We start from the raw sequence: 23812 nt of genomic DNA on the forward strand, positions 1-23812 counted from the left end.
AAGAATGAAGTGTGAAAATCGTAGAATAAACACAAGCCCCAGCCCTATTTATTGCAGCGTTTTTCACGAGTCCGATCTTCATCTATACTTTAAACAAACGCCCAGAATAAAAGTGCCCAACCGGCTATCATGGCCAGCCCGCCCAGGGGTGTAATGGCCCCTAACCAGGTTATGCCCGTAAAGCATAGAATATAGAGTGAACCTGAGAAGATTAAAACTCCTCCCAAAAATGAATACCCCGCCCAGTTAAGCAGTTTCATCGTTGATGGATTGCTACCGAATGCATGCATCAGCAATCCAACCAGTACAAGTGCCAGAGCATGATAAAACTGGTATTTAACGGCGGTTTCAAACGTCGCCGTTCGGCCCGATGTGTCCAGCATAGTTCGTAGGGCATGAGCCCCAAACGCGCCCAGCGCAACACCTAATACACCTAATAAAGCCCCTGATTGAAGGAAAAATTTCATACTGTCTGAACAGGTAATTATATAACTTAATGGATTAATCAGATGGTGTTCCTATTGCGAATAGACAACCAAAATCAGCGTAATCAGTAAAATCACAACAATTCTGGTTTAGTTTCGACTTCCAAAAATAGCACTCCCAACCCGAACCATCGTGCTTCCTTCCTCCAGGGCGATCCGATAATCACCGCTCATACCCATCGAGAGTTCCTTAAATTGCACATTCGGGCGTTCGATCGTTGCCAGTTGGTCAAAGAGTTGCTTCAGCCCCCGAAACTCCTGTCGAATTTGTGCCTCATCATTTGTATTGGTGGCTAGTCCCATCAGGCCAACTAAACGAATATTTGAAAGCCCATCTAATTCAGGCGCATGAAGTAAAATTGCTGCTTCGTCGGGCGAGAGACCAAACTTGGTTTCTTCATCAGCGATGTAAATCTGCAACAGGCATTTAATAATCCGATGATGTTTAGCTGCCTGTTTATTCACTTCCTGCAAGAGTTTCAGGCTGTCGATCGAATGAATCAGCGTAACAAATGGGGCAATGTATTTTACCTTATTGCTTTGCAGATGCCCGATCAGATGCCATTCAATATCGGCAGGCAACTGCGGCTGTTTCTCCACCATCTCCTGCACTTTATTTTCGCCAAATCGGTGGCATCCGGCAACGTAAGCTTCCCGCATCAGCGCTACTGACTTGGTTTTTGTCACGGCAATTAACTTGGCATAGTCTGGCAATGAAGCCTCTATTTGATGAATAGCGTCGGCAATCATAGGTGCTTATTTTATGACCTTCTACGAATCGTTTAGTATTATTGTGCAAAACAAGACAATAAACTGCCTTCCAGGCTAGTTTTGGTAAGGATTTTAACCATACTTGATCGTTTAACCCATAGTATATGGAACCTAGACCTCAACCTCGAAATAATAGTCGTAGTTACTTGCTGGTCGCCCTGCTCGTATTAGCGGCTCTTAACGTACTGCTATTATACTTTTATTATCAGGAACGACAGGACAATAAAACGAAAGACGCTACCATTGCAGCAAAGACCGAAGAAGTCCTAATCGCGAAAACCAAACTCGACTCGATTTCGGCGCAACTGGATGCTAAAATCGCAGAAATTCAACAACTTGGCGGCAATATCGACTCTCTGATGAAAGTGAAAGCCCAATTGGAAGTCGATAAAAATGAACTTAAAAATGTTGGTTCGTTTGATAGTAAAAAATACGACCAGAAAATTCGAAACTACCAGGCCCTCTTGGCCCAGAAAGACCAGGAAATCGCCCGGCTGAAAGAAGAAAATGGCGTATTGACACAGCAAAACGCCACTCTTGCCGAGGAAAATACGGGCCTGAAAGCCGAGCGGCAAACGCTTAGCGATTCGGTTGTAGCAGTTTCAACGAAGAATCAGGAGTTAAACGAAAAAGTAACCATAGCGGCTGCGCTCCGGGCCGAGAACATAACGGTAGATGCCATTAACAAGCGCGGCAAGGAGAAAGATGGTGGTACCTACAAAGCAAAACGGATCGACAAAATTAAAGTATCGGTTCGGCTGGCACCCAATGGGTTAGCCAAGCAGGAAGAGAAAGTATTGTATATGCGGATACTGGATCCTAGCGGTGCTGTTCTTTCAGACCTGGCAACTGGCTCCGGCGAATTTACCTATGGTGGACAGGGTATGATCTATACAGCTATGCAACGATTCAATTTTGATAATAGCCGTCAAACTGTAGACTTCATTTATGGGCGCGGGGCTCAACGCTTCAATGAAGGCAAACACGTTATTGAAATCTACTGCGAAGGCTTCCGAATTGGCGAAGGTGAGTTTACGGTAAAATAGCAAAAGGCAAGGGGGATTGCACATGAGACAAAAACAATCAGTTGTCTCATGTGCAATCCCCCTTGCCTTTTGCTATTTTTTTCCTATCTTTGCGCCCTCATTTCAACCAATTCAAAAAATGTTTCTGAATAACTACGAAACGGTGTTCATTTTAACTCCCGTTTTATCTGATGCTCAGATGAAGGACACCGTTGACAAGTTCCGGAAAGTGCTCACCGATAATGGTGCGGAACTTGTTCATGAAGACAGCATGGGTCTGCGTAAACTCGCTTACCCAATCCAGCACAAGAACACGGGTTACTATCAACTCTTCGAGTTTAAGGCTCCGGGAACGATCATCGAGAAACTCAACACGGAGTATCTGCGCGATGAACGTGTGATCCGTCACCTGACGGTTTCGCTCGACAAGCACGCTGTTGCCTATAATGAAAAGAAGCGCAACGGCTTAGTTGGTAAGAAAAAACAAACCGAAAACGCCTGATAGGTCCCTGATCATGAGCTTACAAAACGAATCCGTCTCGAAAACCGAGAACCGCAAAAAGTACGACCGCTTTAAGAAAGCCGGTATCAAATACATCGATTACAAGGATGGCAACTTCCTGCTGAAACTGCTGAACGAACAGGGTAAAATTCTGCCCCGTCGGCTGACCGGCACAAGCCTCAAAAACCAGCGTAAAGTGGCCCAGGCTGTCAAACGCGCTCGTCATTTAGCCATCCTGCCTTACGTAGGCGATTCACTAAAATAGGTTTCAGTCTTCTGTTTTCAGTATTCTGTCGCCTTCGGGTAAATGAACTGTAAACGGCCAACTGTAAACCGAAAACTTTTTCAAAAATGGACATCATTTTAAAAACTGATATTGCCGGCCTGGGCTACAAAAACGATACCGTTACGGTGAAGCCCGGCTACGGCCGCAACTACCTGATTCCTCAGGGGTATGCAGTAATGGCAACCGAGTCGAACAAAAAGATTGTTGCCGAAAACATTCGCCAGGCCGCTCACAAAGCAGAGAAGATCAAAAATGACGCTCTTGCTCTGGCTGAAGCTATTGGAGATATTACGCTCTCTATCCCTGCCAAAGCGGGTGAAAGTGGCAAAATCTTTGGTCGCGTAACCAACACTCAGGTTGCCGAAGCGCTTCGTGAAAAAGGTTTCGATATCGACCGTAAGAAAATTACTGTTGACGATGTGAAAACCCTCGGTACATACGAAGCGTCGCTCGATCTGCATAAGGATGTGAAGCATAAAGTGAAATTTGAAGTCGTTTCTGCCGAATAAGCACCAACGACTCTTCCTAAAAAACGGCCCGCCTGTCAAATGACAATGCGGGCCGTTTTTATATTGCTATAGCAGGGTAAAGTTGTTACGCTGTGTTCCATAAAATAGTAGTAACGACACCTTCTCTTTTTGGCTTTATCCATTGATTATCAACAACTAAAGAAGGCATCTTTTTAACCCAAAACGGACCTAAATGGCCTGTTTTTTTGTTTAAAAAGTATGAAGCTTCATACTGATTTTTCGCCTGAAACCCTGCCCAATCGCATTGGTCTGAAGAGCCGAATCGTAACTATGGGCTCCTGTTTTGCGGAAGCAATAGGAAGCCGCCTGGCCGAGCATAAACTAAACGTACTCAATAATCCGTTTGGCACTCTATTTAACCCTGTTTCGATGGCTAAGCTATTGACGATGGCTTTATATGGAAATATACCCGACGAAAACCGATATGTCGAACGGGATGGCGTTTGGTTTCATTACGATTTCCATTCATCGCTCTGGGCACTCAGTCAGGGCGAACTTCGTACCAAATTGATGGGTAGTCTGAAAACTACGGCCGAAGCTATTCAAAAAGCAGACTTTCTGCTCCTTACCTTAGGCTCGGCGGTTGTTTACAGGCATATTGAAACGGGAAAAGTGGTTGCTAATTGCCACAAAATGCCTGGGCAATTGTTCGAGAAGTACCTTTATCAGATCGACCACCTGCGCGACGACATGGCCCGATTGCTGAAAACATTGCATAAAGCCAACCCAGCCCTCAAAGTCGTTCTGACTGTAAGCCCAGTGCGTCACACACGCGATACCCTTCCACTCAACAACGTCAGCAAATCGATCCTCCGTGTTATTGCTCACGAGCTTACCGTCTGGAACAACTGGATCGTCTATTTCCCAGCTTACGAACTAATGATGGACGATCTGCGTGATTACCGATTTTACGAAGCCGACCTAATTCATCCGAACGCACAGGCGCAGGCGTATATTTTCCAAAAATTTGTTGACAGTGCCTTTGATACCGAATTACGCCATTTTGTAAACGAATGGGCACAGGTAAGTAAATCGCTGGCCCATCGGCCACTTTATGGAGAAACGAGTCCGGCCCATCAAGCATTTCTGAGAACGTTACAGTCGCAATTAGAAACATTATCGAACCGAATCGATGTGTCGGCGGAACTGGCTGACGTACGTGGGCGTTTAGAAAAATGTATAATGGATAATGTGCAATGATTAATGGCCTTCGCGCCAATCGATTGTTGCCGTATGCATTGTACCGCACGGGCGGCCCCGATTATTCATTATCCATTTCCCTGAATGTCCGATTATCGATTATCACAAGAAGCCGTTCTGCGGGCGTTGAGTACCGTTGAAGAACCTGATTTAAAGCGCGATATTGTTTCGCTCAATATGGTCCGCGACGTAACCCTGGGCATTGGCTCCGTTCGTTTCACCGTCGTATTAACTACCCCTGCCTGCCCCCTCAAGGAAGTTATTCGTAAACGGTGCGAAGACGCCATTCATACACACATTGGAGCCGATATTCAGGTGACAGTCGATATGACCTCGGATGTCACCTCAACTCGAACGAATGCGCCTACGCTTCCTGGCGTTAAGAATATCATCGCTGTTTCATCGGGAAAAGGTGGAGTCGGCAAATCGACGGTTACAGCCAATCTAGCGATTGCCCTGCATAAGTCTGGTGCGAAGGTCGGTATCATTGATGCCGATATTTACGGCCCATCCATGCCGACCATGTTTGGTGCTGAAAATATTCAACCGCGTATTTTTCAGGTCGATGGGCAAACGAAGATGGAGCCGGTTCAGCAATTTGGCATTAAAATGCTGTCGATGGGCTTTTTGGTTGATCCCAATCAAGCCATTATCTGGCGTGGAACCATGGCCGGACGTGCCTTACAGCAATTTTTCTCGGATGCTGACTGGGGTGATTTAGACTATTTGCTAATCGATCTGCCACCTGGTACAGGCGATATTCACCTGACGCTGGTACAGACGGTTCCGGTAACGGGGGCAATCATTGTGACGACCCCGCAAAAAGTGGCGCTTGCCGATGCTACCAAAGGTCTGGCAATGTTCCGTCAGCCTCAGATCAATGTTCCTGTACTGGGGGTAATCGAGAATATGTCATATTTCACCCCTGCTGAGTTACCCGACCATCAATACTATATCTTCGGAAAAGGAGGGGGCCAACTTCTGGCCGACCAATTTAGCGTTCCGTTGCTGGGACAGATTCCATTGGTACAGGGAATTCGTGAAGCGGGGGATGAAGGTCGACCGGCTATTAGCATTGGCGAGCCCATTGCTAGCGAAGCTTTCCGATCAGCCGCCGAAGCATTGGCTCAACAGGTGGCTATCCGCAATGCAAGCCTTGACCGAACCGAACGGGTACAGGTTGCATAAATCGCATAGAACATATAAATTTACCGTACAGTTATATAAGCGAAACCGGGCGAAACCATTCTTTTCGTAATCATTGAATAACAGTCTGTTATCTCAATTATCGAAAGGTTAGTTTTCGCCCGGTTTCGTGCTTTGTTTCAGTATTGTTTCAGTAAAGTTTCACTATTGAGGTCGGCCACCTGCGAACGGGTAGCCGCCTGACGACGGTATAAACTGTTCGCCTTATCGGTGAGCGACTGCTTAACGCCCCTGGAAAAATAGCGTTCGGTCGTGCTGATTTCGGAGTGGTCGAGCGACGCCTGTAGCAGTCGAATATCGCCGGTTTCTTCCATGAGCATATCTGCGAACGTATGCCGGGCCGAGTGCATATAGATCGGCTTATTTATCTTCAATAGCTCAGCAATCGTTTTCAGGCATCCATTGATAATGATGTTCTGACTCTTAGCCTTGTTTTTAAGTTTCACATCGTCAAGGTGCTTATGCTTCGTTTTTAGGAACGGGAACAGGAAATCATCCGGCTCTTTATCTTTGGCATAGTCCAGAAGAATCGGCAGGATTTCGTCCTCGACGTAGATATATTTCGTCTTATCTGTTTTCAGAGCCGTCGTCATAAAGCGGTATTTACGTACCGGCACATTATCAACAATCTGCCATTCGGTTGTTAGCTGCGATACCCGCGCCATGATCAAATCCCGCGCCCGGAGGCCATGCAGGAAATAACTACACAGATAAATATTACGGGCATTGTTCAGTGTGCATTCGCCTTTGGTTTGAGTCGGCAATTTGGCCGCTGCCAGAATCATTACTTCGGCTTCGCTGAGTTGCACCCGGCGCGTTGGCGCACTCTCAAAGATTCGCCCCCGGAGTGGGTCCAGTTCGTCGGGCAGTTTATGCTTAACGATAAAGGCCCGAATGTACTGGTGCAATTTGCGCAGTTTCTCGGATGTCGAATTTCTACGGCTCGCATCGGTAGACCCCTTCCGGTTGGTTTCTTTCGTCAGCAGGTACGTTTCAAAATCTTCCATTACCTGGGGCGAAAGCTGATAAATTGTAAAATCCCCCGTTTTTGGGTCGAGCCCCATAAAGCGACACAAAGCCCGTAGGTAGTACTCCTGATTGTTGGCCGTTCCTTCCTGCCCCCGGTCACGATACCGCTGAATGGCATGACGAATGAAAGCCGCCAGCGAATCGCTGGAAGTCTGCTCTATGCGTTGTTTGACATCATCAGCCGTGAAGGGCTGGCCGATTTCAGTCAATCGCTTTTTAGCGGCCTCTCCCCTATCGAGCCACGCTTTTAATATGCCGTTCTGGGTGTTAACCGCATCGGCAGTGCCGTAGGATTTGCGCACCCAGTTTTCTTTATCTTTGGTAGCGTCCGGGTTAAAATGCTTTTCGCGGAGGTACACCCCCGTACCGATGTATTTATGCTTGCGCTGATAGGTAATGCGTAGCAGTACCAACTGCGTACCGTCGTCCCTGACGGTTTCGTTCTGGATAAAGCGAAAGGTTACTGAAGCCATAACGGTCTAGGCTGTCAGGCCGAAAATAATCCCGGCGATTGAGAACATTAAGGAAATATCGGATTTGCGGAGCTGCACCGAACCGCCGTTGCCAGCAGTATAGCTACCGAGTTCGAGAACGCCGGTCGTACGAATGTTGTTGGCTACAATTTTCTTAACCAGAAACTGCCCGTCGTTGGTCACAACGGCAACCGTTCCGTCGTAGAGCTTGGAGTAGTCGGCAGGCTCAAGCTGAATGCCGAGAACCCAGTAACCGGGAAAATACAGCGGTTCCATCCTGTCACCGGCTGCAATCTCGATAGCAAAAGCACGTTTAAAGTTATCCTCGGTTACGGCCTGTTTAGGTGCGTACATAACTTTATCCGTCTGAACGGCAGGCATAAAGTTCGCTTGCAGATTAGCCAGAAACTGAGTCGTTAGCCTGGGTCGGTCGCTGACCGAGAGTTTAGGTACTGCTATTAGGTTGGTTGGCACGTTTGTTCCAGCATTACGGCCTGCCCCGAATACTTCTTCCGGCGTTACGGGACGGCCCAGGAGTTTCGACAACCCTTCCAGTAAGGCACTCTGAACGCTCTGTCGAAACCGAATTGTATTGTAATAAGCCCCTACCTGATTTCTTGATACGCCAATCGATTCAGCAATAATATTCTGATTGAGCTTCGGCTTGTGCCGTTCCACGAAGCGCCGAAATCGCTGCCCTTCATGATCAGGTGAAGATAACGACTCAATGGAAGAACCGGGCCGGAGTGTAATTGTTTTTGGTAGTGTGTCGTCGTCTTCATCCGTCAGCCAGTCGAGCGTAACTTCGGTAAAATGGTCGGCAATTTTTTGCAGCGTGTCGTGACTCGGTTTATTAGGCGAACCGCGTTCTAGCCGAGTCATAGTCGAAGGAGCAACCCCGATGAGTTTGGAAAAGCGATTTTGATTCAATCCGGTCAAATCGCGTATGGCTGCGATTTTTTCATTTGTCGTCATGGGGGTTAGTGTTAATGTTTGGTTCTTCTGGCTGAGCATAGACATAATAGTAATATTATTATGTGTTTTTCTTGCGTTGAATAATTTCGATGTTAATATTTGCAAAGTATATTATTAACATAGCACAAAATTTAGCAAAAGGTTTAAATCCTATGCAAACAATCGAAAAAGATTTTTCAGCGGTTACGCAAAAACTAGGCTATGGAGAGGTAGCCTCAAAGGCTGGCGTTTCGTATCAGGCCGTATCAAACTTTGCGGCTGAACCGCGTCCAGGGCATAAGTACCGCGTTCGGCTTCGTATCCTTGACGTAGTGATTGCAAGTGCCGAAAGTCGCGTCTCTCAGCTTCGGGCCGAAGCTGATCAATTAGAAAAACAAATAACCGGCTTGAAAGAATGGAAAACGGAGTTCGGCAAATAGATTCGTCTGGCATGGTTGCAGTGCCGCTTGCGCTCTGGCAAACGATGGAACGGATTGTGGATAGCTACGAGGAAGTAATCAACCGTTTAGACTTGCTGGAATCGGTTACGGTCACTAACAGCGAGTACATGAATCGAAAAGATGCAATGCTTTTTTTGCATGTAGGTAGTACTAAGCTGTGGGAACTGACACGATCAGGCGAGATCGAAACGAACGGAAAAACCGGCAAACCGCTCTATAAAACGAGTTCCTGCCGTCAATACCTTCTCGGTCAGGGCTATAGCAAAGAATTCGTACAGGAACGCTTTAGGGATATTCTGCGGGAAAAACAAAAAAAATAAACCTTTTTGCTTGCGCAATGTTAATATTAATATTACTATTGCAGTGTCATTTACAAAAAACGCTGACCGCATCGCAGACAGCGTTTAGACAATCTAACAGATTAACACGATAAACGTGTCATGAGCACAAAGGTAAAAAAGTCACAGAAACGACGCATGAATGCCCTGCTGCAAATCGCAATGATGCAGGCCGTACATGTACACAGCTACAAGCGTCCTGAATGGGCCAAATGCTACAATGTTAATCCGCTGACGGATACGGCCAGCTTTTATTTCAGCAGTTCGCACGGTGCGCAGGTCGGCAACGGTGAATGTACGCTCCCGATCTGGATTCACGAGGATAACAATGAAATCATTCGTCGGCTGGTTGAATGCATTCGCAATGTTACCGGCGAAGCCGAACACAACTACCGTCGTCAGGTACGTCAGGCTGCACAGGTAGCTCTTGCTGCGTTCCCCGATCAACGGCAGTCAATCGCGCAAACCGTCTCTTTTCTTGTTCATTAATGTAATATTAATATTACCATGAAGAAAACAAAGACTTACGCTAGGTACGCTGACTTTCTGGCCTTTATGGGTCTGCTGGTATACGGTCGGCTCGGCTTAAAACTGCTATTGGTTCATCAGGTCGGGGGCGCTTTTGCGGTACTCGGTATTCTCATCGTCTGGGAAATTCTCTGTGTGTTCGCACTCCGTAAACAACACCGGGCATGACCGTCAACGACACAATGCTGACAATGGACGATGTAGATAATTTGCTCTACATCTACGCGAATCAGACGGTATTGCTGACCCAGCCCCGTATGATTCGGAGAATCGATGCGCTGGATAGTCGGTATTACTATACGATTGACGGCGACGAAGCAACGTTCTACATTTCTACAACGAGCTTCATTAAGAAGGTAACGCCAACGAGTCCGCACCTGATCGAATGGTTCAAGAAGCACGGCCAGCAGGCCGACATCCTGCGCGATCAGGCGGCAGATTTCGGAACGCTGATGCACATCTGTTTTGCCGATTACCACCAAAAAGGCTACAACTTCAACGATACCGCCAACCGCGTCAGAAGCTACCTCTTACAGTACGATCATCCGCTGGCGCTGGCTGGCGAGTGGACGAAGAAACTGAATAAGGCTGTAACCAGTTACGCCAAGTTCTGCGCTGATTTCGAGATTGAGCCTATTCTAATCGAGGGCATGTTAGCCAGCGATGAAATGGGCATCGCCGGTACACTTGATCTGGTAGCCTATGCGACGGTTACTACAAAAATCGGCAAGGGCAAGGACGCAACAACGAAGCGCGAACGCAGGCTGGTCAATATCGACTTTAAATCTGGCGGCATTCACAAATCGGCTCAGATGCAGCTCGCGCTGAATAAACTGATTTTCGAGGAAAATTTCCCGCATCTGGAAATCGCTGAAAACTGGTCTTGGAGTCCGAAAGATTTCCAGTCTGAACCGACCTACACGCTGGTTAATCAGACCAAAACGATTTATACGCCTGCACTGATCGATCATTATCTGGCAATCTATGCTGCCGAATACGGCGGAGAGCTTGACAACAAGACATTCCATCAATTCACCGGCACTATTCACCCCGGCAATCCAATCGCCCAGCATCACAGGGCAGTAGGCGTAGCCGAAGCCATACTGCCCTACTAAACACTCAACGTCATGTTCATTCGTGTAACCCAAATCAACGGCGACAGCAAGCGCGTCACTATCGGCTTGCGATACATCATTATGGTCGAACCGTACGATCAGCCCAGCGAACCGAACATCCACGCCATTATAACGCTGCCTCATCGGGTCTGCAACGTAGCGGAAACCTACGACGAAATAGACGCGCTGATTGAAGCGGCAAGACGAAGACGATCAAGACAATAATTCACCTCTCCAAACAATCCAGACAATGCGAATTCAAAACAACCCTCTGCAAAAGGCTGTGCCCAATGTGCCGCCAGCAGCCAAACGAACATTACCCGAAGTAGGCCGTATCAGCATCGGCGAAAAAGGCTACACCGCCGATAACCGGGCCTTTCCGAAGTCTACTGATTACTTCGTTGTTCGCTCACGATTCGACCAAAAGGTAACAGCACAATACGGTGACAAACCGACCGAACTACCTGTATTCTTTTACTCGGATGACTTCAACGAAGTATGTACTGAGCGGCTTGAAATCCGGGACAAAGCCGGGGCACTGTATGCCTACGGCGACGGAGAAACCTTTTACGTATATAGTAAAGGGGCATACCTGCCGGTAACAATCGACAAACGGCCTGATCTGATTGAAAGCTGCGAAAACTATCTGAAACAACAGGCAGGCAGTCAGGCTAAATACATCAAATGGGCGCATGTGCTGACGATGCGTTTCTGCATCAAAAATGTGCCGGTACTCGGTTACTGGCAGTTCAGCACCAAAGGCGTTGACACATCGATTCCAAACCTACGGGACCGCTTCGACGGTAGTATGCAGGCATTCGGCAGCGTTCGGTTTCTGCCGTTCTCGCTGACGATCAAGAAAGTAAAGTCCAACAAACCGGGTGTAACCGACTCTTATCCGGTTGTCGATCTGGTGCCCATGTTTTCGATGGAAACCGGGCTACAGGTCAGCAAGTATCTGGCTGAGCATCCAACCGAAAATCCGGCAAAGCTGGCACTGATGGACTTATCTAAACCGCTGGAACTTGGGTCCAACGGTCTGCTACTCGGTAGCGGGGAAGGAGGTGAGGCATGAAAGCAATGGCAAAAAGTATCCGGGGGTTAGCCTACCGTCATGGCACATATAATGTATTTGCTGATTTCTGCGAAATGGCCGCAATCTCGTTTTCCAATACTGTTGATCTACGAAACTGTCAGAAACGGGAAGAACGCTACCTGTCTATAGTCAAAAAGTACAGCAGCGAAGAAATCAATCTGTTTCCTGAGCTGCTGGGCATGTTGACCATAGAAATGGAGAGCGAACCCCGCGATGTCTTGGGCGAACTATTCCACGAACTAGAACTGCACAACGAACACGCCGGGCAATTCTTTACGCCGTACCACCTCTGCGAAATGATGTCAAAAATGACATACGGGGACGAAATGCAGGCTATCGTTGATCAGAAAGGATTCGTTACAGCACACGAACCCGCCTGCGGTTCGGGGGCGATGATCATCGCGCTGGCGCATACCATGCTTGATAAGAAAATTAACTATCAGCAATGCCTGCATGTAAGCGCAATTGACCTCGACAGCCGATGTGTTCACATGGCCTATGTTCAGTTCAGTCTGCTAAACATACCTGCCGTAGTGTATGTGGGCAATACGCTCACAATGGAAATGCGTGACGCTTGGTACACTCCTGCACATATTATAGGCGGCTGGAACTGGCGACTGAATAAGCCCGAAACAACGGCCATGCAGAAAGTCATTGAACTACTGACGACCGCAGAGCCAGCAGCCCCGGCAAAGATCAGCATCCCCAACAGACCACGACCGACAACCCCGCTGAAACGGGTTAAGCCAATCAATCAATTAGCCATTTTCTAACAGCCATGAGCTACTATCTCTGTAAATACAACGGCGACAATATTACACCCCTTGACAATAAACCTTATAAATCATGAAAACTATTCTAACTGACAAAGGACTAATTCTGGCAAGGCTAATAGCTGGGCAGACGCTAACAATCAATGACCGAAGCTGGCCCAACTGCGGGGCATGGCTAAACAAATGGACTGAACGAGAAATCGAGGTTGATTACCTGTTCGCTATATCGCTTTTTAATCTCCAATGCCTGCAACTGGAAAGCGGCAATTTCGAGACTGGCGAACGTCATTATTTCTTTCGGGTTGTCACGCGAAAGCGGCATCGGAAATGGAGACTGGAAGTCACGAGAGACGACGAATCTGAACGCCTATTGCCACTAGCCGAAGCAAAGTTGAAATACAAATCGAAAGCGATTCACTTTAAAATCAACTATCGGTATCAGCTTTATCAAGGTATCGAAAGAGACTTAAAGAAAGGCAGCGTACGCCCTGAATTACATCTTGCTAGGTACAATACAGCTCGCAGGATGCTGAAAAATGATTTTCTCGCCTATCTGGTGCGTGTTGATAACACTAAACACGAGCCGTCAAAACTCTGGTATTCATTCGCAATAAGCCACTAATAAATATATGACCGCTGAACAAGTAATTGAATTAGTAGTCGCTGAACGCGAGCGGCAGATTGCCAAATGGGGCAAACAGAATCTAAAGCTGTTTTTCTGGATTCTGATCTTACAGGAAGAATTAGGCGAAGTCGCTAAAGCGATCATTGACGAAGAGCCGAAAGAAAACCTGCTGAACGAAGCCGTACAGGTTACAGCAGTAGCGGTTCAGATGTGCGAATGGGCCAGTGAGTTAGTCGGCTGGCCCTGTAATTCGCGGGAAGTTCTAGGGTTAGTCTTTGCGAGACGGAAACTATCAGACGGTTTAGCGATGAACGCACATTTAGAGCTTACATCACTGATAGGGATGCTGTGCACTACAAAACACGACAACATTTATCAGGAAGCTCAATTCGCATCGTCTTACCTGCAACAGATCGTTTTCAATGGTTGCTTATTAATCTACCGTCTATCAGAGCAATGAGCTACAAACCAACTGGAAAAGGATATTTTTCGGGTGCCGGAGGCATGGAACTCGGCATGATGCAAAGCGGTGTTGATTTTATTCAGTCGCTTGATCTGGACAGCGACGCAACCGGCTGCATGAATCAGAATCCGCATTATTTCGGACACTCCATCCTGAACGAAGACATACAGGCTCGCCGGGTTCTTGATCAGCCGAAATCTGACATCATTGTAGGTACTTACCCCTGCAAGAAATACAGCGCGATTGCTGACATCAGCCAAACCCGGACGGGCGAGGATCTATTTCTGCATTTTTTCCGGCATGTGGCAATCGAACAACCCGAAATGTACGTCGTAGAAAACGTTCCAGGCATGAAGAAATTTCCGGTCGTGATGGAAGCCATGACAAAGCTGCCGGGCTATTATGTGAACGTGTTCTGTCCGGTCGAAGCAACCAACTGGCTACCTCAGAAGCGCAAGCGGTTGATTGTGATAGGAACCCGTAAACCGTTCTTTATCATGCACCCACAGCCAGCAAAACGGCCTCGTTTGCGCGATATACTGGAACGTGACGTACCAATCGTTGACCTGCCAGATTACGTACTGGCACGTTTAAAAGGCTCATATCGAGATAAGCCGATACTATGCGACCCCAACCGACCGGGCGAATTGGCTCCTACCTGCGTAGCGCACTACGAGAAAGACCAAAGTACCCGAATGGTAGTTGACAAATCAAATCCCCATGGGGCGCGACCGTTTACCGTTCGGGAGTATGCCCGGTTGCAAGGATTCCCGGATGATTTTCATTTCGACAGCAAAAACAGCAGTTACCGACTGATTGGCAATGCCGTACCCGTCCCTATGGGTCGCTGGGTCGGTGAGCAGGCTATGCGTTATTTCAACTAAACCAATTCAATCTTATGGCCTGGGAGTATATAAGTACCTATTCAGATCAACTATTCGAGGAGTTCAAACGCATTCACCAGCAGGAGAAAGATTTAACCAATACAGTAATTCCGGCTGACACGGCTGACATAGTGGATATTATCCGACAACGATCATACAAGTCTGCCCAACTGGGGGCACGTAAAGCACAGATCAAAGAAGACCTGTTCAGGTATCGCAATACCGTTTTGAAGCAGCGCAAGTTCTTTGCTCAACGCGCCCGGTTCGACCGGCAATACGAAGAAATCCGAACGACAATCTGATGCAGCTAGATTTCACCCGCGAACATAGCGTTGCTGAAAAGTACCTGCAACTACGCGATCTAAAAGGCCGTAACCTGTACGTTGTCGTGCATTGTGGCCGCTACCAGATCATTCATACCGGCAAGATGCTGGCTATAAATGACGAAGGAACCGTACTGGCGCTGAACTGCCCGACCGAAAAGAACCGGAACGAATACGGCGAGACGGATTTTATTCAGCACGAACGAACGCGCAATCAGTGGGGCGAACTGATCAAACCTACCGAACGATTTCAATACATCCCGATTGCGTTAATCAGTAAGATTATCGACTACAGTGTTAAAAATTCCGCGTAAACTGTTTTGTAATATTAATATTACTTTTTAGGTTGCGCCCTGTTTTTTGAAACAATGATCATGGTACCCGATTCCGTTTTGCAGTCTGAGCTGCTTACTTCCAGCGAGAAACTTCTGTTTCCGCAACTGGTCGTATTGTGCGGTACAGATGGCAGAACCAACGCTGATAATGACGAACTGGCGGCACGTCTAAACATCAGTGAACGGTCGTGTAGTGCCTTTATTACTAACCTGCACCGGGCAGGCTTTTTAACCGTTCTGGTAGATCGTAGACTCAAGAAAAATCAGCGCACAATTATCCTGAACGAGTTGACGCAGGATTTTGCGTTAAGTCCGGTTTTGCTACAAAAGCTGATGTTAGCTGACGCAGATTCTTGCGTCAAGTTGGCGCAAATTCTTGCGTCTGCTCTACCTGACGCAAAATCCTGCGTCATGTTGGCGCAATTTCTTGCGTCAGCTAACAAGGAACAATGCGCTGATTCTGAACGATTTACAGAAGCTGACGCAGGATTTTGCGTCAACCCCGGCCAAGATTCGAGGTTTTCAGGTAAAAGAGATAATAATATATATAATAATATATTAAATACTACACAAGAAAGTAGTATTAATACTACTAGTAACTCTTTTGCAAAAAACCTCGAAAATGCCGACCAGACGCAAAATCCTGCGTCAACTCTGACGCCGTTCATTACGCTAAACGGTCAGCTCATCGAACCAAACCAGCTAGGTCAGATCATAAACCTTCGTGGCATTGAAGACGACCGCGTTGCGCCTTTCGTAGCTGAACACACTGGCCGCACCTACAACGATCTGAAAGAGTTGCAGGACTTGGTTCGTAAGTGGCTCCGGCGCACCAAGCCGAAAGAGCCGAAGAAAACCGTAGCTCAGCGCAAGAACGATTTCCGGGATAAGCTCAACGAGTATCACAAACTGAATCCGGGGAAATATCCGGTCGATTTCTACAGGGAATTTTTCGAGTACTGGACTGTCACCAACGAACGGGGAACCGTAATGCGCTTCGAGAAAGATGCCTATTTCCTGCCAAGTCTCGGACAAAAACTAGCCTACGCCTACAAAAACATTTACCTCAAAAACCAGACACATGCAACCAACAACCGAACTGGCTCCACAAAGCAACATGCTTTTGTCAGCGCAAACGACCTCGGTGACACAACTGGAACCGAAAACGACGATTCAGCAGATCAGGGAAGCCAGCCGGACAAAGAAACTGCCGGACACGGACTTGAAACAGTTTTCATTGATCTGGAATGAAATCATGCTGCTATTAAGCATGAAGGTCGAGAATAAAGACGCGGCCATTGCACAGCACAAGGAAGTGCTGAAAGCCTTGACGGCCTACGTAAAAACGGAATACCCAGGCGTAACGACGGGCGATCTGTTACTGGCTTACCGACTCGGTGTAAAATGCAAACTACCGGGCAAGGATGGCGAGCCGCTGGAAATGTTTGCCGAACTCAACCCCCGATCAATCGGCAAAGTCCTGCACGCTTACGAAGAATTCAAGCGTGAGCAGTTAACGCTGAATCCAGCCCCGACAAAAAGCACTGCCGGACTGCTGCCCGAATACGTACCCTCTCAGCAGCAGCAGGACAGAGCGAACGCTCAATTGGTACGGTTCGCGTATCTGGCCCAGCAGCAGGGACGCGATTACAATGATCACGGCAATCTGCTCTATAACTGGCTCGACTCAAAAGGTCTGATTCCGTTCAACCGGGAACGCAAGTGGGAATTTATGAAACAGGCTCAGGAACGCATCCGGGCCGAAGAAGCCGGGCACGGCGCAACCGGCAACATGCAGGAACACAAAGATGCTCGCGCTCTGGCCGGACTACTGAAACAGGCTACTGAACAGGGTCAGCTATACCTGCCGCAAAAAGACCGTATCACGACCAAAGCCAAGCAAATCGCTTTTATCGAGCTACTGAAAGACATGATCGAATTCGATCAAACTCCCGACGAACTTTTAAACTCAATTCTAACCGATGACCAAACACAAGAACAAGAGCCGTAGCGATGTACCGAACTCGAACGTTATCCTGTCCGGCGTTCCTGGACTCAACAACTGGGCCAACATCGCCAGCACACGCTACAACGGGCCGCTGCCCGATTTTACCGGACAATTACGATGCTGGACAGGCGTACAGGATTTAGGCAAAGATCGAATCATTCTGATCAGGCCCGACCAACTGGAAGCCAAGAAACAGAAGTACCCTCAACTGCTAGTAATGGAAACCGTTCAATAGCACAATTCTTAACAATCAAACAGATTAACACAATGACCGAAACAATGACCGCTCCGAACCCAACGATTGACGAGCAAATTGCCGAACTAAAGGCAAGTATTGCCACTCCACCCGTAACAAAAACCTGCTTTATCATCAGCAGTAAAATCCTGCATAAGCACGTTAAGGCGCTGCTGTCTGCCGTATCCAGCAATCCGATAGTTCCGATTCTGGAAAACATCCTGTTCAGTGTCGATAGCGACGAGCTGCTAACGCTTCGCGCTTCTGACCTGCAAACGAATATCTGCTGCGAATTACCTGTCGAGGTAAGAGGCATCAAACCAACCACCAAGCCTGTGCAGTTCTGTATGAACGCCCGCAGGCTCTACAAACTTATTTCCAAGCTGCCAGAGCAACCGATTTCGATTGCCTTCAACGGTGATAGCAAAGTAACAATCTGTCCAGATTCCGGCTATTATAACTTCTTTTCCGAAAACCCGCTTGATTATCCCAAGCTGCCAACGCTGAGCGAACCGGCCAAGTTTACGATGGCGGGAAAGGTTTTGGTCGATGCTTTGATCAAGACGTTGCCGTTCACCAGTAACGACGATCTGCGGCCAGCCATGACCGGCGTTTATTTCGAGGGCTCCAATATGGCCGCAACGGACGGGCATCGGCTTATTCGCCTTCAAGTGGATGGACTCAATACCTACGTCGGCTTTATCCTGCCCTACAAAGCGGGTAGCGTGTTCCTGAAAGCCTACGGCAAATCTGACGACAACGTTCACTGTGAAGTTGTAAAAAACAATATGCGCTTTGTCTGGGCGAATTACACGCCGATTGTTCGGCTTATCGATGAGCGATTCCCAGATTATCAGAACGCGATTCCGACCAACAATCCAATGTCGGCAGTTATCAACCGGCAGGCATTAATCCGGCTCGTATCCCGGACGCTGGATTTTGCCAACCCTGTCACCCATCTTGTCGCCTTCACATTCAGCAAAGGCAAAATCACTGTCGAAGCGGAAGACCTGGACAGCTCAGAAGGCTGCACCGAGTCAATGGCTGTCAAGTATGACGATCACACGTTCAAGATCGGATTCAACGGGTTACTAATGGCCGATCTGCTCAAGCATATACCCGGTTCGCACATTCAGCTAGAAATGTCGGCACCGAACCGGGCCTGCGTCATTTACCCAAGCGACGGGGAGCCAGATAAAAAACACCTGTCATTGTTAATGCCAGTCATGCTAAACACCTACGCCTAATGGTTCTTGGATTCCGCACCCAATGGGGCAAGCCGCCCCGCCCTACCGAGTTCGAGCAGAAGATCCTCGACGGTCGCAAAAAGCACACGTTACGCGAAGACCCGAAAGACCGCTGGAAGGCTGGCAACTCCATTCAGTTCGTTGTCGGCAATCGAACTAAAGATCGTCGTCAGTTTGCGACAGGAGAATGCACCGGAACGCAAATGGTGTACATGACCCTCAAATCGGGTAAGCGTAGTTTTCATCACGGGCTACTGATTCGCATTGATGACTATACGCTTAATTACTACGAAGCAAATTGGTTTATTACCAACGATGGATTTGATTCAGTTGAGCAGTTCATACACTGGTTCAAACCTCTGATCGAACAAGCGCCGGGTAAGCTATTGACTCGTAAACTCATTCACTGGACAAAAGACCTACGCTATGGCAGACCAGACTACTAAGAAAGCAATGCAGTTCACCATTGACGAGGAGATTGCTGAACTGAACCGCGAAATCGGCCTGCGCTACGGATTCTACAAAAAGAAAGTAGATGCCGGGCAAATGACGCAGATGGATGCTGATTACAAGATCGGTGTCATGACCTCAGCCATGAACCGGCTCAAAGCCCTAAAATTTTTACTCTCGAACATTTCAAACCCCTACTAACATGTCTACAGTACAATCAGCCCAGGCAGCAATCGATTTCAAGCCCATCGGTCAGACTTTGCCCCAGAAGCCAGAACGAGAACGTATTCGTCGGGGTGGCTACGAATCACGGTACAACGAAGCTCTCGACTACCTGCGAGCTGAACTCAAGGACGGCCAACTAGCAGCACTCCAATCCGGCGAAATTGCCAATACGTTCAAGATTACCAGTTCATTCCTGACGCTGTGCGTAGCCATGAAAGCCATTCAGGATATGGGCTATCAGAAAGGTAAAGGCCGGATGTTTCGCGCTACGCCACTGCTTAGCCAGATTGACGGGGTTCAGCTTCGCAATTTCCGGCTCAAGAATTTCCCTAACCCCGAACCGGCTCCGGTAATACCGCAGCATTTGCTTGAGAAAACACCTGAACAGCGTCAGGCATTTGTTAATGCCATGAATACAATGGCGGTCAACATCAAGCCTAACTCCTTGTTTTTAGTCGGTCAGGTTCAGGGAACAACCTTTACATCTGACTTGCACGATCAGTTTTCCAGTGCTCAGCAGGCGGAAGATTTTATACGCGAATACTCGCTGGAATCGGGCCAGAAATATGCTATCGTGCAAGTTGTCTGTGTGGTTGAGTCAAGAATGACGTTACTGCCTTCGACGTTATGACCGAGCTAGAAAAGCGAGTAAATGGCATGATTGCCTATTCTAACAGTACACGCAATTTGATGCTACAGGTTCGCAAAAATGCACTACAGCGAGCCGAAGCCGGTTTGAAGCGTGAGCAGCTACAGTACTTCATCGTGCGCTGTGCTGGATTACTGGATGAGTTCGGTCTGCGTATGGGGCAAACCATTATTCATAACAAGATTATGTACGTACTGGCCGAAATCGACGGAACCGGCAATCCAGTCGGACACCGAATCAAAGCAGACGGCTCCGTTAATCCGAACGATAAGGTTTCCCTGTTTAAGTCCCGTTTAATGCGCGTAGAATTAGTTTCACCACAAAAGACATATTAATACTACATTACATGAAAAAAGTCATTCTGGCCGTGTTAATGGCCGCTACAAAGGAAGGTATACTCTGCGAGTTGACCGTTAGCGTCAAAGGCAATCACATCACTACACAAGGCTCGCTAAAGATCGATGGCCCGGTAACGGAAAGTAAGATCAACCTCAAGTTCTGGCGAGGTGGTCAGTCCAGCGACCTAACGCTGGATACCGAGCAGAATACCGACCTGAGCGTTTCCAGTAACGACGACAGGTACGAAATCGGTATCGGCGGGGTATGTATCAGTTTTCAGGAGAAATTCCAGCAGGACCCATTCACGGTAACGCCCAGTGCCTGATCTGATCACCGCCGATCAGTTTCAAGCCCTCAACAAAAAGAAGCCAGCCAAAGGCAACCCGGAACACGACCTGCAATGTCAGGTCGTGTCTGACTTCGACAGAGATTACCCGGACTACGAAGGTCTGCTGTATGCCATTCCGAACGGGGCGAAACTCCCCTTCAAGAATGTCAAAAACAGGAAAACCGGCAAGATCAGCCGGTACTGCCCGGAAGCGATGAAACTCAAAGCCGAAGGTTTACGACCGGGTGTACCTGATCTATGCCTGCCGGTTCCGAAAGGTCGCTATCATGGTCTGTATGTCGAAATGAAGTACGGCGACAACAAGCCGACCCCCGAACAGAATTACTGGATGCAGCGACTTACGAAGCTCGGCTACTGCTGCCGGGTCTGCTACTCGCGATCTGAAGCCAAACACATCTTTAAAACCTATTTATCATTATGAAGAAAGGTAAGTTCAATAAACTACGTAACAAAATCCGCGAAGCCGAGGAACGCGGATTTAATGAAGCTCTGGACATGATGAAAGAGTTCGTCATGCATAACCAATTCCAGCAGGTCGGTTCAGCCGAAACATGGCATAAAGTATTGTGTAAAATCATCGACCTGCGAACCCCGTTCTGATCATGCTACCAATCGACTTCCCTGGACGAAACAGAATCCTGCACGGCCCCCGCGATGAGCAGGGCAATCCAACCTCCGACATTATTGATCTGCCCAGCTTTACAGACGATCAGGTTTGCGTATCTCGCTGGGAGCTATCCGACGACGAAAAGCAGCAGCTACGTCATTCGCTCGGCATTTACGTTTTTCTCTGGTACGACTCTATTGACCCGATCTATCTGTCAGTCCTTTGTCCGATCAATGACGATGAAACGATCAAGGTCCAACCTGTTCAGAAGGATGTGCTATACAAGGGCGAAGACCGGGGCGAAAAATTTTGTATTACCTACTGGGAGTTTACCGACGATGAAATTGAGTTGATTCAGACAATCGGAGCATTCTGGTTTGTTATTCAGTCTGGCGAAACGCAGCCCCCGGTCGGCTTCATGGCCGAAAATCCATTCACCCCTGAAACGATTATCTAAACCTGTCATGAGCATTTTACCGAAAAAGAACTACGTCTTTCGATTTCAACTGTTTAATCTGTTGTTCTGTCTGAAAGACAGCCGCAGGCATCTGATGACCTACATGGAACATTACGGCGGAGACTCAACCGTTATCGGCCCGTACGTGTTCTGGATTAAACGACTATGAAAATACCGAAACGGCTGGACATTAGCCGCTCCTGCTTTTACCAGCTACCTGACGATACGGCCAATATTATTGGTTACGAATTGATGTACCGGGCAAAATATCCAGGTATTTTTAAGATTCGATCAGGAACAACGTTTTTCTTTGAACTCCAAAATACCCAGGCTCGCGACGCCTTTCTAAACTCGCTCGAAGTGTCCTGCCGTCAGTCCGGCCTGATTACCCAACGAACAATCATACATTAACCATGAAGAAACCGCATTTTGAAGTACGTTCCCTGATTGTCAAGACAATGGTTGTCGAAGGCAAAACCATCCACCGGCATTTTTTCGAGTGGCTGAACCGTAGCAGTCTCGAACAGTGTTACCTGCGCCTGTTACTTATCCGTCAGAACGGCACCAGTATCGGCGATACGCACGATCTGAAATTTCCGAAAGTAAAGCAACTCGGAACCGTTACCGTCGAGGAGAACGGCCAGAAAGTCACTAAGCCGCATTATGACGCTTCGACGCATTTCTTTATCGACGCCGACGAAATAGCCGCAGGATTCGACTATTATACAGCTACGCTAACCAAGAAGTCAGACCCGACCGTTGCCGTGATCAGCCAGAAGCGCGAAGACTTGCGGCTTGCTCACGAAAAAGTATAAAAAATTTTCTTGCCTGATGTAATATTAATATTACATTTGCAATGAGGCTGCTTTGAAGCAGAACGGAGTCCGGTGCGTCTCAGGGGAGGCTGGCGCACCGCTTCTTTCAAAACAGCATCTACCGTGCGGGGTAGTTCAGAAGGTTAGAATAGCGGACTCATAATCCGCAGGTCGCCGGTTCGAGTCCGGCCCCCGCTCCTACCGAGAAGCCCATTTTTTAGGAGGGCATTGTTTGATTGAGCGCGATACGACCCACGATACGAGGGCAGCATTTTTAAAGGGGTTGTACGGACTTAAACTAACCCCTGCCGGTTTTTACCGGCAAGTCTTTTGGCGATGCTGATGGAGCGTTGTTGATTGTTTGGTTAAAAAAGAGGAAGGTTTCAAGAATGCCCGGACGCTTTGTTCGGGCATTTCTTTTTTATTTGCGCCCATGAAACTACTTCTACGAACACAACAGCCTCTTGCGACCATCGCCCTTTTTATCCTTTTAAGTCTATCATATTCTGCCAATGCGCAGGACAATACACTTAAAGGCATCCTGCCTCTGCAAAACAATGAGGTGTACTACAAGCAAAAGTTTGAAACCCCTGGACTAACAAAAGCGGAAGTATTTCGACGCGCCCGGCGCTGGTGGGTCTTAACCTACAAGTCCGCTAAAGACGTTTTGCAGCTTAGCGACGAAAATACCGGCGAACTAATTGGTAAAGGCTATAGCTTCGTAGATGCTCCGGGTGAAAAGAAAGATATGCCGATTTCGTTTATCGTCCACTCGACAATGACGCTCGATGCCGCAGACGGTGGCTATGTCGTCACGGTTAGTCAGATCAGGCTATTGAACTCGTGGTTTGCCCTTCCAGGAGCGCCAATTGAAACGTACAAGCGATCTCCTGAAAAAAATCTGATTCGTGTCTTACAGGGTACAGATCAGAAAATAAAGGATACGTTTGCATCGATCAACAAGTTTGTACTTACCGAATCTCTTTAACCGTCAATCAATCAAAAGGCCCCGGCAGCAATGCGGGGCCT

39 protein-coding genes and 1 tRNA gene are annotated in these 23812 nt (G+C 47.8%); 36 read left to right on the top strand and 4 right to left on the bottom strand.

Annotation, left to right across the window (positions count from 1 at the left end):
- Positions 1-89 precede the first annotated feature (89 nt).
- Together B5M13_RS17080 and B5M13_RS17085 are read right to left on the bottom strand one after the other, a co-directional pair.
- Entirely contained in the window at positions 90-467 is a 378-nt protein-coding gene (locus tag B5M13_RS17080) for a DUF423 domain-containing protein (RefSeq protein WP_080056816.1), read from the bottom strand.
- Between the two features lie 108 nt (positions 468-575).
- Complete coding sequence (locus B5M13_RS17085) at positions 576-1235, bottom strand: YggS family pyridoxal phosphate-dependent enzyme (RefSeq protein WP_080056817.1); 660 nt, start codon at positions 1233-1235, stop codon at positions 576-578.
- A gap of 125 nt (positions 1236-1360) precedes the next feature.
- Between B5M13_RS17085 and B5M13_RS17090 the strand changes: the two genes are divergently transcribed.
- From B5M13_RS17090 to B5M13_RS17115, 6 genes are all read left to right on the top strand, one after another.
- On the top strand, positions 1361-2302 hold the full coding sequence (locus tag B5M13_RS17090; protein WP_080056818.1) for a cell division protein ZapB: 942 nt from the start codon (positions 1361-1363) through the stop codon (positions 2300-2302).
- Between the two features lie 118 nt (positions 2303-2420).
- Complete coding sequence (rpsF, locus tag B5M13_RS17095) at positions 2421-2783, top strand: 30S ribosomal protein S6 (RefSeq protein WP_020598303.1); 363 nt, start codon at positions 2421-2423, stop codon at positions 2781-2783.
- Between the two features lie 13 nt (positions 2784-2796).
- On the top strand, positions 2797-3048 hold the full coding sequence (rpsR, locus tag B5M13_RS17100; RefSeq protein WP_012925715.1) for a 30S ribosomal protein S18: 252 nt from the start codon (positions 2797-2799) through the stop codon (positions 3046-3048).
- Positions 3049-3134: 86 nt separating this feature from the next.
- Entirely contained in the window at positions 3135-3578 is a 444-nt protein-coding gene (gene rplI / locus B5M13_RS17105) for a 50S ribosomal protein L9 (RefSeq protein ID WP_020598302.1), read from the top strand.
- A gap of 219 nt (positions 3579-3797) precedes the next feature.
- A complete protein-coding gene (locus B5M13_RS17110; protein WP_080056819.1) occupies positions 3798-4799 on the top strand; it encodes a GSCFA domain-containing protein in 1002 nt (333 codons plus the stop codon).
- A gap of 84 nt (positions 4800-4883) precedes the next feature.
- Positions 4884-5987: an Mrp/NBP35 family ATP-binding protein gene (locus tag B5M13_RS17115; protein ID WP_080056820.1), complete on the top strand. Its 1104-nt coding sequence runs from the start codon at positions 4884-4886 to the stop codon at positions 5985-5987.
- Between the two features lie 137 nt (positions 5988-6124).
- On the opposite strand, the gene B5M13_RS17120 is transcribed toward B5M13_RS17115, so the two are convergent.
- Both B5M13_RS17120 and B5M13_RS17125 read right to left on the bottom strand, forming a co-directional pair.
- Positions 6125-7507 carry a tyrosine-type recombinase/integrase gene (locus B5M13_RS17120; protein ID WP_080056821.1) on the bottom strand — a complete coding sequence of 461 codons (1383 nt, stop codon included), beginning with the start codon at positions 7505-7507 and terminating at the stop codon, positions 6125-6127.
- A gap of 6 nt (positions 7508-7513) precedes the next feature.
- Positions 7514-8482: an XRE family transcriptional regulator gene (locus tag B5M13_RS17125; RefSeq protein WP_170061142.1), complete on the bottom strand. Its 969-nt coding sequence runs from the start codon at positions 8480-8482 to the stop codon at positions 7514-7516.
- Positions 8483-8634: 152 nt separating this feature from the next.
- Here B5M13_RS17125 and B5M13_RS17130 point away from each other — a divergent pair, with 152 nt between their 5' ends.
- The 30 genes from B5M13_RS17130 to B5M13_RS17265 all read left to right on the top strand — a co-directional run bounded on the left by B5M13_RS17130 (position 8635) and on the right by B5M13_RS17265 (position 23771).
- Positions 8635-8901 (top strand): hypothetical protein, encoded by a 267-nt coding sequence (locus tag B5M13_RS17130; protein WP_080056823.1) that lies wholly within the window; start codon positions 8635-8637, stop codon positions 8899-8901.
- Positions 8877-9242 (top strand): hypothetical protein, encoded by a 366-nt coding sequence (locus B5M13_RS17135; RefSeq protein ID WP_155297271.1) that lies wholly within the window; start codon positions 8877-8879, stop codon positions 9240-9242. The genes B5M13_RS17130 and B5M13_RS17135 overlap by 25 nt, the downstream gene beginning before the upstream one ends.
- Before the next feature lie 120 nt (positions 9243-9362).
- Positions 9363-9749, top strand: a complete 387-nt coding sequence (locus tag B5M13_RS17140) for a hypothetical protein (RefSeq protein ID WP_080056825.1) — start codon at positions 9363-9365, stop codon at positions 9747-9749.
- Positions 9750-9767: 18 nt separating this feature from the next.
- A complete protein-coding gene (locus B5M13_RS17145; RefSeq protein ID WP_080056826.1) occupies positions 9768-9956 on the top strand; it encodes a hypothetical protein in 189 nt (62 codons plus the stop codon).
- Entirely contained in the window at positions 9953-10903 is a 951-nt protein-coding gene (locus B5M13_RS17150; RefSeq protein WP_080056827.1) for a hypothetical protein, read from the top strand. Before B5M13_RS17145 ends, B5M13_RS17150 begins: the two co-directional genes overlap by 4 nt.
- Positions 10904-10915: 12 nt before the next feature.
- Positions 10916-11128 (top strand): hypothetical protein, encoded by a 213-nt coding sequence (locus B5M13_RS17155; protein ID WP_080056828.1) that lies wholly within the window; start codon positions 10916-10918, stop codon positions 11126-11128.
- A 25-nt stretch (positions 11129-11153) separates the two neighbouring features.
- Positions 11154-11978, top strand: coding sequence for a recombination directionality factor (locus tag B5M13_RS17160; protein ID WP_080056829.1), 825 nt, complete (start codon positions 11154-11156; stop codon positions 11976-11978).
- A gap of 5 nt (positions 11979-11983) precedes the next feature.
- Positions 11984-12772 (top strand): N-6 DNA methylase, encoded by a 789-nt coding sequence (locus tag B5M13_RS17165; protein WP_170061143.1) that lies wholly within the window; start codon positions 11984-11986, stop codon positions 12770-12772.
- 73 nt (positions 12773-12845) lie between these two features.
- A complete protein-coding gene (locus B5M13_RS17170; RefSeq protein ID WP_080056831.1) occupies positions 12846-13394 on the top strand; it encodes a hypothetical protein in 549 nt (182 codons plus the stop codon).
- Positions 13395-13401: 7 nt separating this feature from the next.
- Positions 13402-13857, top strand: a complete 456-nt coding sequence (locus tag B5M13_RS33810) for a nucleoside triphosphate pyrophosphohydrolase family protein (RefSeq protein ID WP_179950451.1) — start codon at positions 13402-13404, stop codon at positions 13855-13857.
- Positions 13854-14744 carry a DNA cytosine methyltransferase gene (locus B5M13_RS17180; RefSeq protein ID WP_080056832.1) on the top strand — a complete coding sequence of 297 codons (891 nt, stop codon included), beginning with the start codon at positions 13854-13856 and terminating at the stop codon, positions 14742-14744. The genes B5M13_RS33810 and B5M13_RS17180 overlap by 4 nt, the downstream gene beginning before the upstream one ends.
- A gap of 14 nt (positions 14745-14758) precedes the next feature.
- The gene (locus B5M13_RS17185) at positions 14759-15046 is read left to right on the top strand and encodes a hypothetical protein (RefSeq protein ID WP_080056833.1); all 288 of its coding nucleotides are present in this window, start codon (positions 14759-14761) and stop codon (positions 15044-15046) included.
- A complete protein-coding gene (locus tag B5M13_RS17190) occupies positions 15046-15381 on the top strand; it encodes a hypothetical protein (RefSeq protein ID WP_080056834.1) in 336 nt (111 codons plus the stop codon). Before B5M13_RS17185 ends, B5M13_RS17190 begins: the two co-directional genes overlap by 1 nt.
- A gap of 60 nt (positions 15382-15441) precedes the next feature.
- Positions 15442-16653 (top strand): helix-turn-helix domain-containing protein, encoded by a 1212-nt coding sequence (locus tag B5M13_RS17195; RefSeq protein ID WP_170061144.1) that lies wholly within the window; start codon positions 15442-15444, stop codon positions 16651-16653.
- 4 nt (positions 16654-16657) lie between these two features.
- Positions 16658-17413 carry a hypothetical protein gene (locus B5M13_RS17200; RefSeq protein ID WP_155297272.1) on the top strand — a complete coding sequence of 252 codons (756 nt, stop codon included), beginning with the start codon at positions 16658-16660 and terminating at the stop codon, positions 17411-17413.
- On the top strand, positions 17385-17645 hold the full coding sequence (locus tag B5M13_RS33460; protein WP_155297273.1) for a hypothetical protein: 261 nt from the start codon (positions 17385-17387) through the stop codon (positions 17643-17645). Before B5M13_RS17200 ends, B5M13_RS33460 begins: the two co-directional genes overlap by 29 nt.
- A 32-nt stretch (positions 17646-17677) precedes the next feature.
- Positions 17678-18892, top strand: coding sequence for a DNA polymerase III subunit beta (gene dnaN / locus B5M13_RS17205; protein ID WP_170061145.1), 1215 nt, complete (start codon positions 17678-17680; stop codon positions 18890-18892).
- Entirely contained in the window at positions 18892-19338 is a 447-nt protein-coding gene (locus tag B5M13_RS17210; protein ID WP_080056838.1) for a hypothetical protein, read from the top strand. The genes dnaN and B5M13_RS17210 overlap by 1 nt, the downstream gene beginning before the upstream one ends.
- Positions 19319-19543 (top strand): hypothetical protein, encoded by a 225-nt coding sequence (locus B5M13_RS17215; RefSeq protein ID WP_080056839.1) that lies wholly within the window; start codon positions 19319-19321, stop codon positions 19541-19543. Before B5M13_RS17210 ends, B5M13_RS17215 begins: the two co-directional genes overlap by 20 nt.
- Position 19544: 1 nt before the next feature.
- Positions 19545-20198, top strand: a complete 654-nt coding sequence (locus tag B5M13_RS17220; RefSeq protein WP_080056840.1) for a hypothetical protein — start codon at positions 19545-19547, stop codon at positions 20196-20198.
- Positions 20195-20551: a hypothetical protein gene (locus tag B5M13_RS17225; RefSeq protein WP_080056841.1), complete on the top strand. Its 357-nt coding sequence runs from the start codon at positions 20195-20197 to the stop codon at positions 20549-20551. The genes B5M13_RS17220 and B5M13_RS17225 overlap by 4 nt, the downstream gene beginning before the upstream one ends.
- 11 nt (positions 20552-20562) lie before the next feature.
- Positions 20563-20880, top strand: coding sequence for a hypothetical protein (locus tag B5M13_RS17230; RefSeq protein ID WP_080056842.1), 318 nt, complete (start codon positions 20563-20565; stop codon positions 20878-20880).
- A complete protein-coding gene (locus tag B5M13_RS17235) occupies positions 20873-21325 on the top strand; it encodes a VRR-NUC domain-containing protein (RefSeq protein ID WP_080056843.1) in 453 nt (150 codons plus the stop codon). The genes B5M13_RS17230 and B5M13_RS17235 overlap by 8 nt, the downstream gene beginning before the upstream one ends.
- Positions 21322-21504, top strand: a complete 183-nt coding sequence (locus B5M13_RS17240) for a hypothetical protein (protein WP_080056844.1) — start codon at positions 21322-21324, stop codon at positions 21502-21504. Before B5M13_RS17235 ends, B5M13_RS17240 begins: the two co-directional genes overlap by 4 nt.
- A 2-nt stretch (positions 21505-21506) precedes the next feature.
- Positions 21507-21968: a hypothetical protein gene (locus B5M13_RS17245; protein WP_080056845.1), complete on the top strand. Its 462-nt coding sequence runs from the start codon at positions 21507-21509 to the stop codon at positions 21966-21968.
- Between the two features lie 7 nt (positions 21969-21975).
- The gene (locus B5M13_RS33465; protein ID WP_155297274.1) at positions 21976-22137 is read left to right on the top strand and encodes a hypothetical protein; all 162 of its coding nucleotides are present in this window, start codon (positions 21976-21978) and stop codon (positions 22135-22137) included.
- Positions 22134-22379, top strand: coding sequence for a hypothetical protein (locus tag B5M13_RS17250; RefSeq protein WP_080056846.1), 246 nt, complete (start codon positions 22134-22136; stop codon positions 22377-22379). The genes B5M13_RS33465 and B5M13_RS17250 overlap by 4 nt, the downstream gene beginning before the upstream one ends.
- Positions 22380-22381: 2 nt before the next feature.
- Complete coding sequence (locus B5M13_RS17255) at positions 22382-22783, top strand: hypothetical protein (RefSeq protein WP_080056847.1); 402 nt, start codon at positions 22382-22384, stop codon at positions 22781-22783.
- 124 nt (positions 22784-22907) lie between these two features.
- A tRNA-Met gene (locus B5M13_RS17260) sits at positions 22908-22981 on the top strand.
- Between the two features lie 235 nt (positions 22982-23216).
- Positions 23217-23771 carry a DUF4468 domain-containing protein gene (locus tag B5M13_RS17265; RefSeq protein ID WP_155297275.1) on the top strand — a complete coding sequence of 185 codons (555 nt, stop codon included), beginning with the start codon at positions 23217-23219 and terminating at the stop codon, positions 23769-23771.
- Positions 23772-23812 lie beyond the last annotated feature (41 nt).

The organism is Spirosoma aerolatum (genome assembly GCF_002056795.1).
In the GTDB taxonomy this organism is placed as follows: domain Bacteria; phylum Bacteroidota; class Bacteroidia; order Cytophagales; family Spirosomataceae; genus Spirosoma; species Spirosoma aerolatum.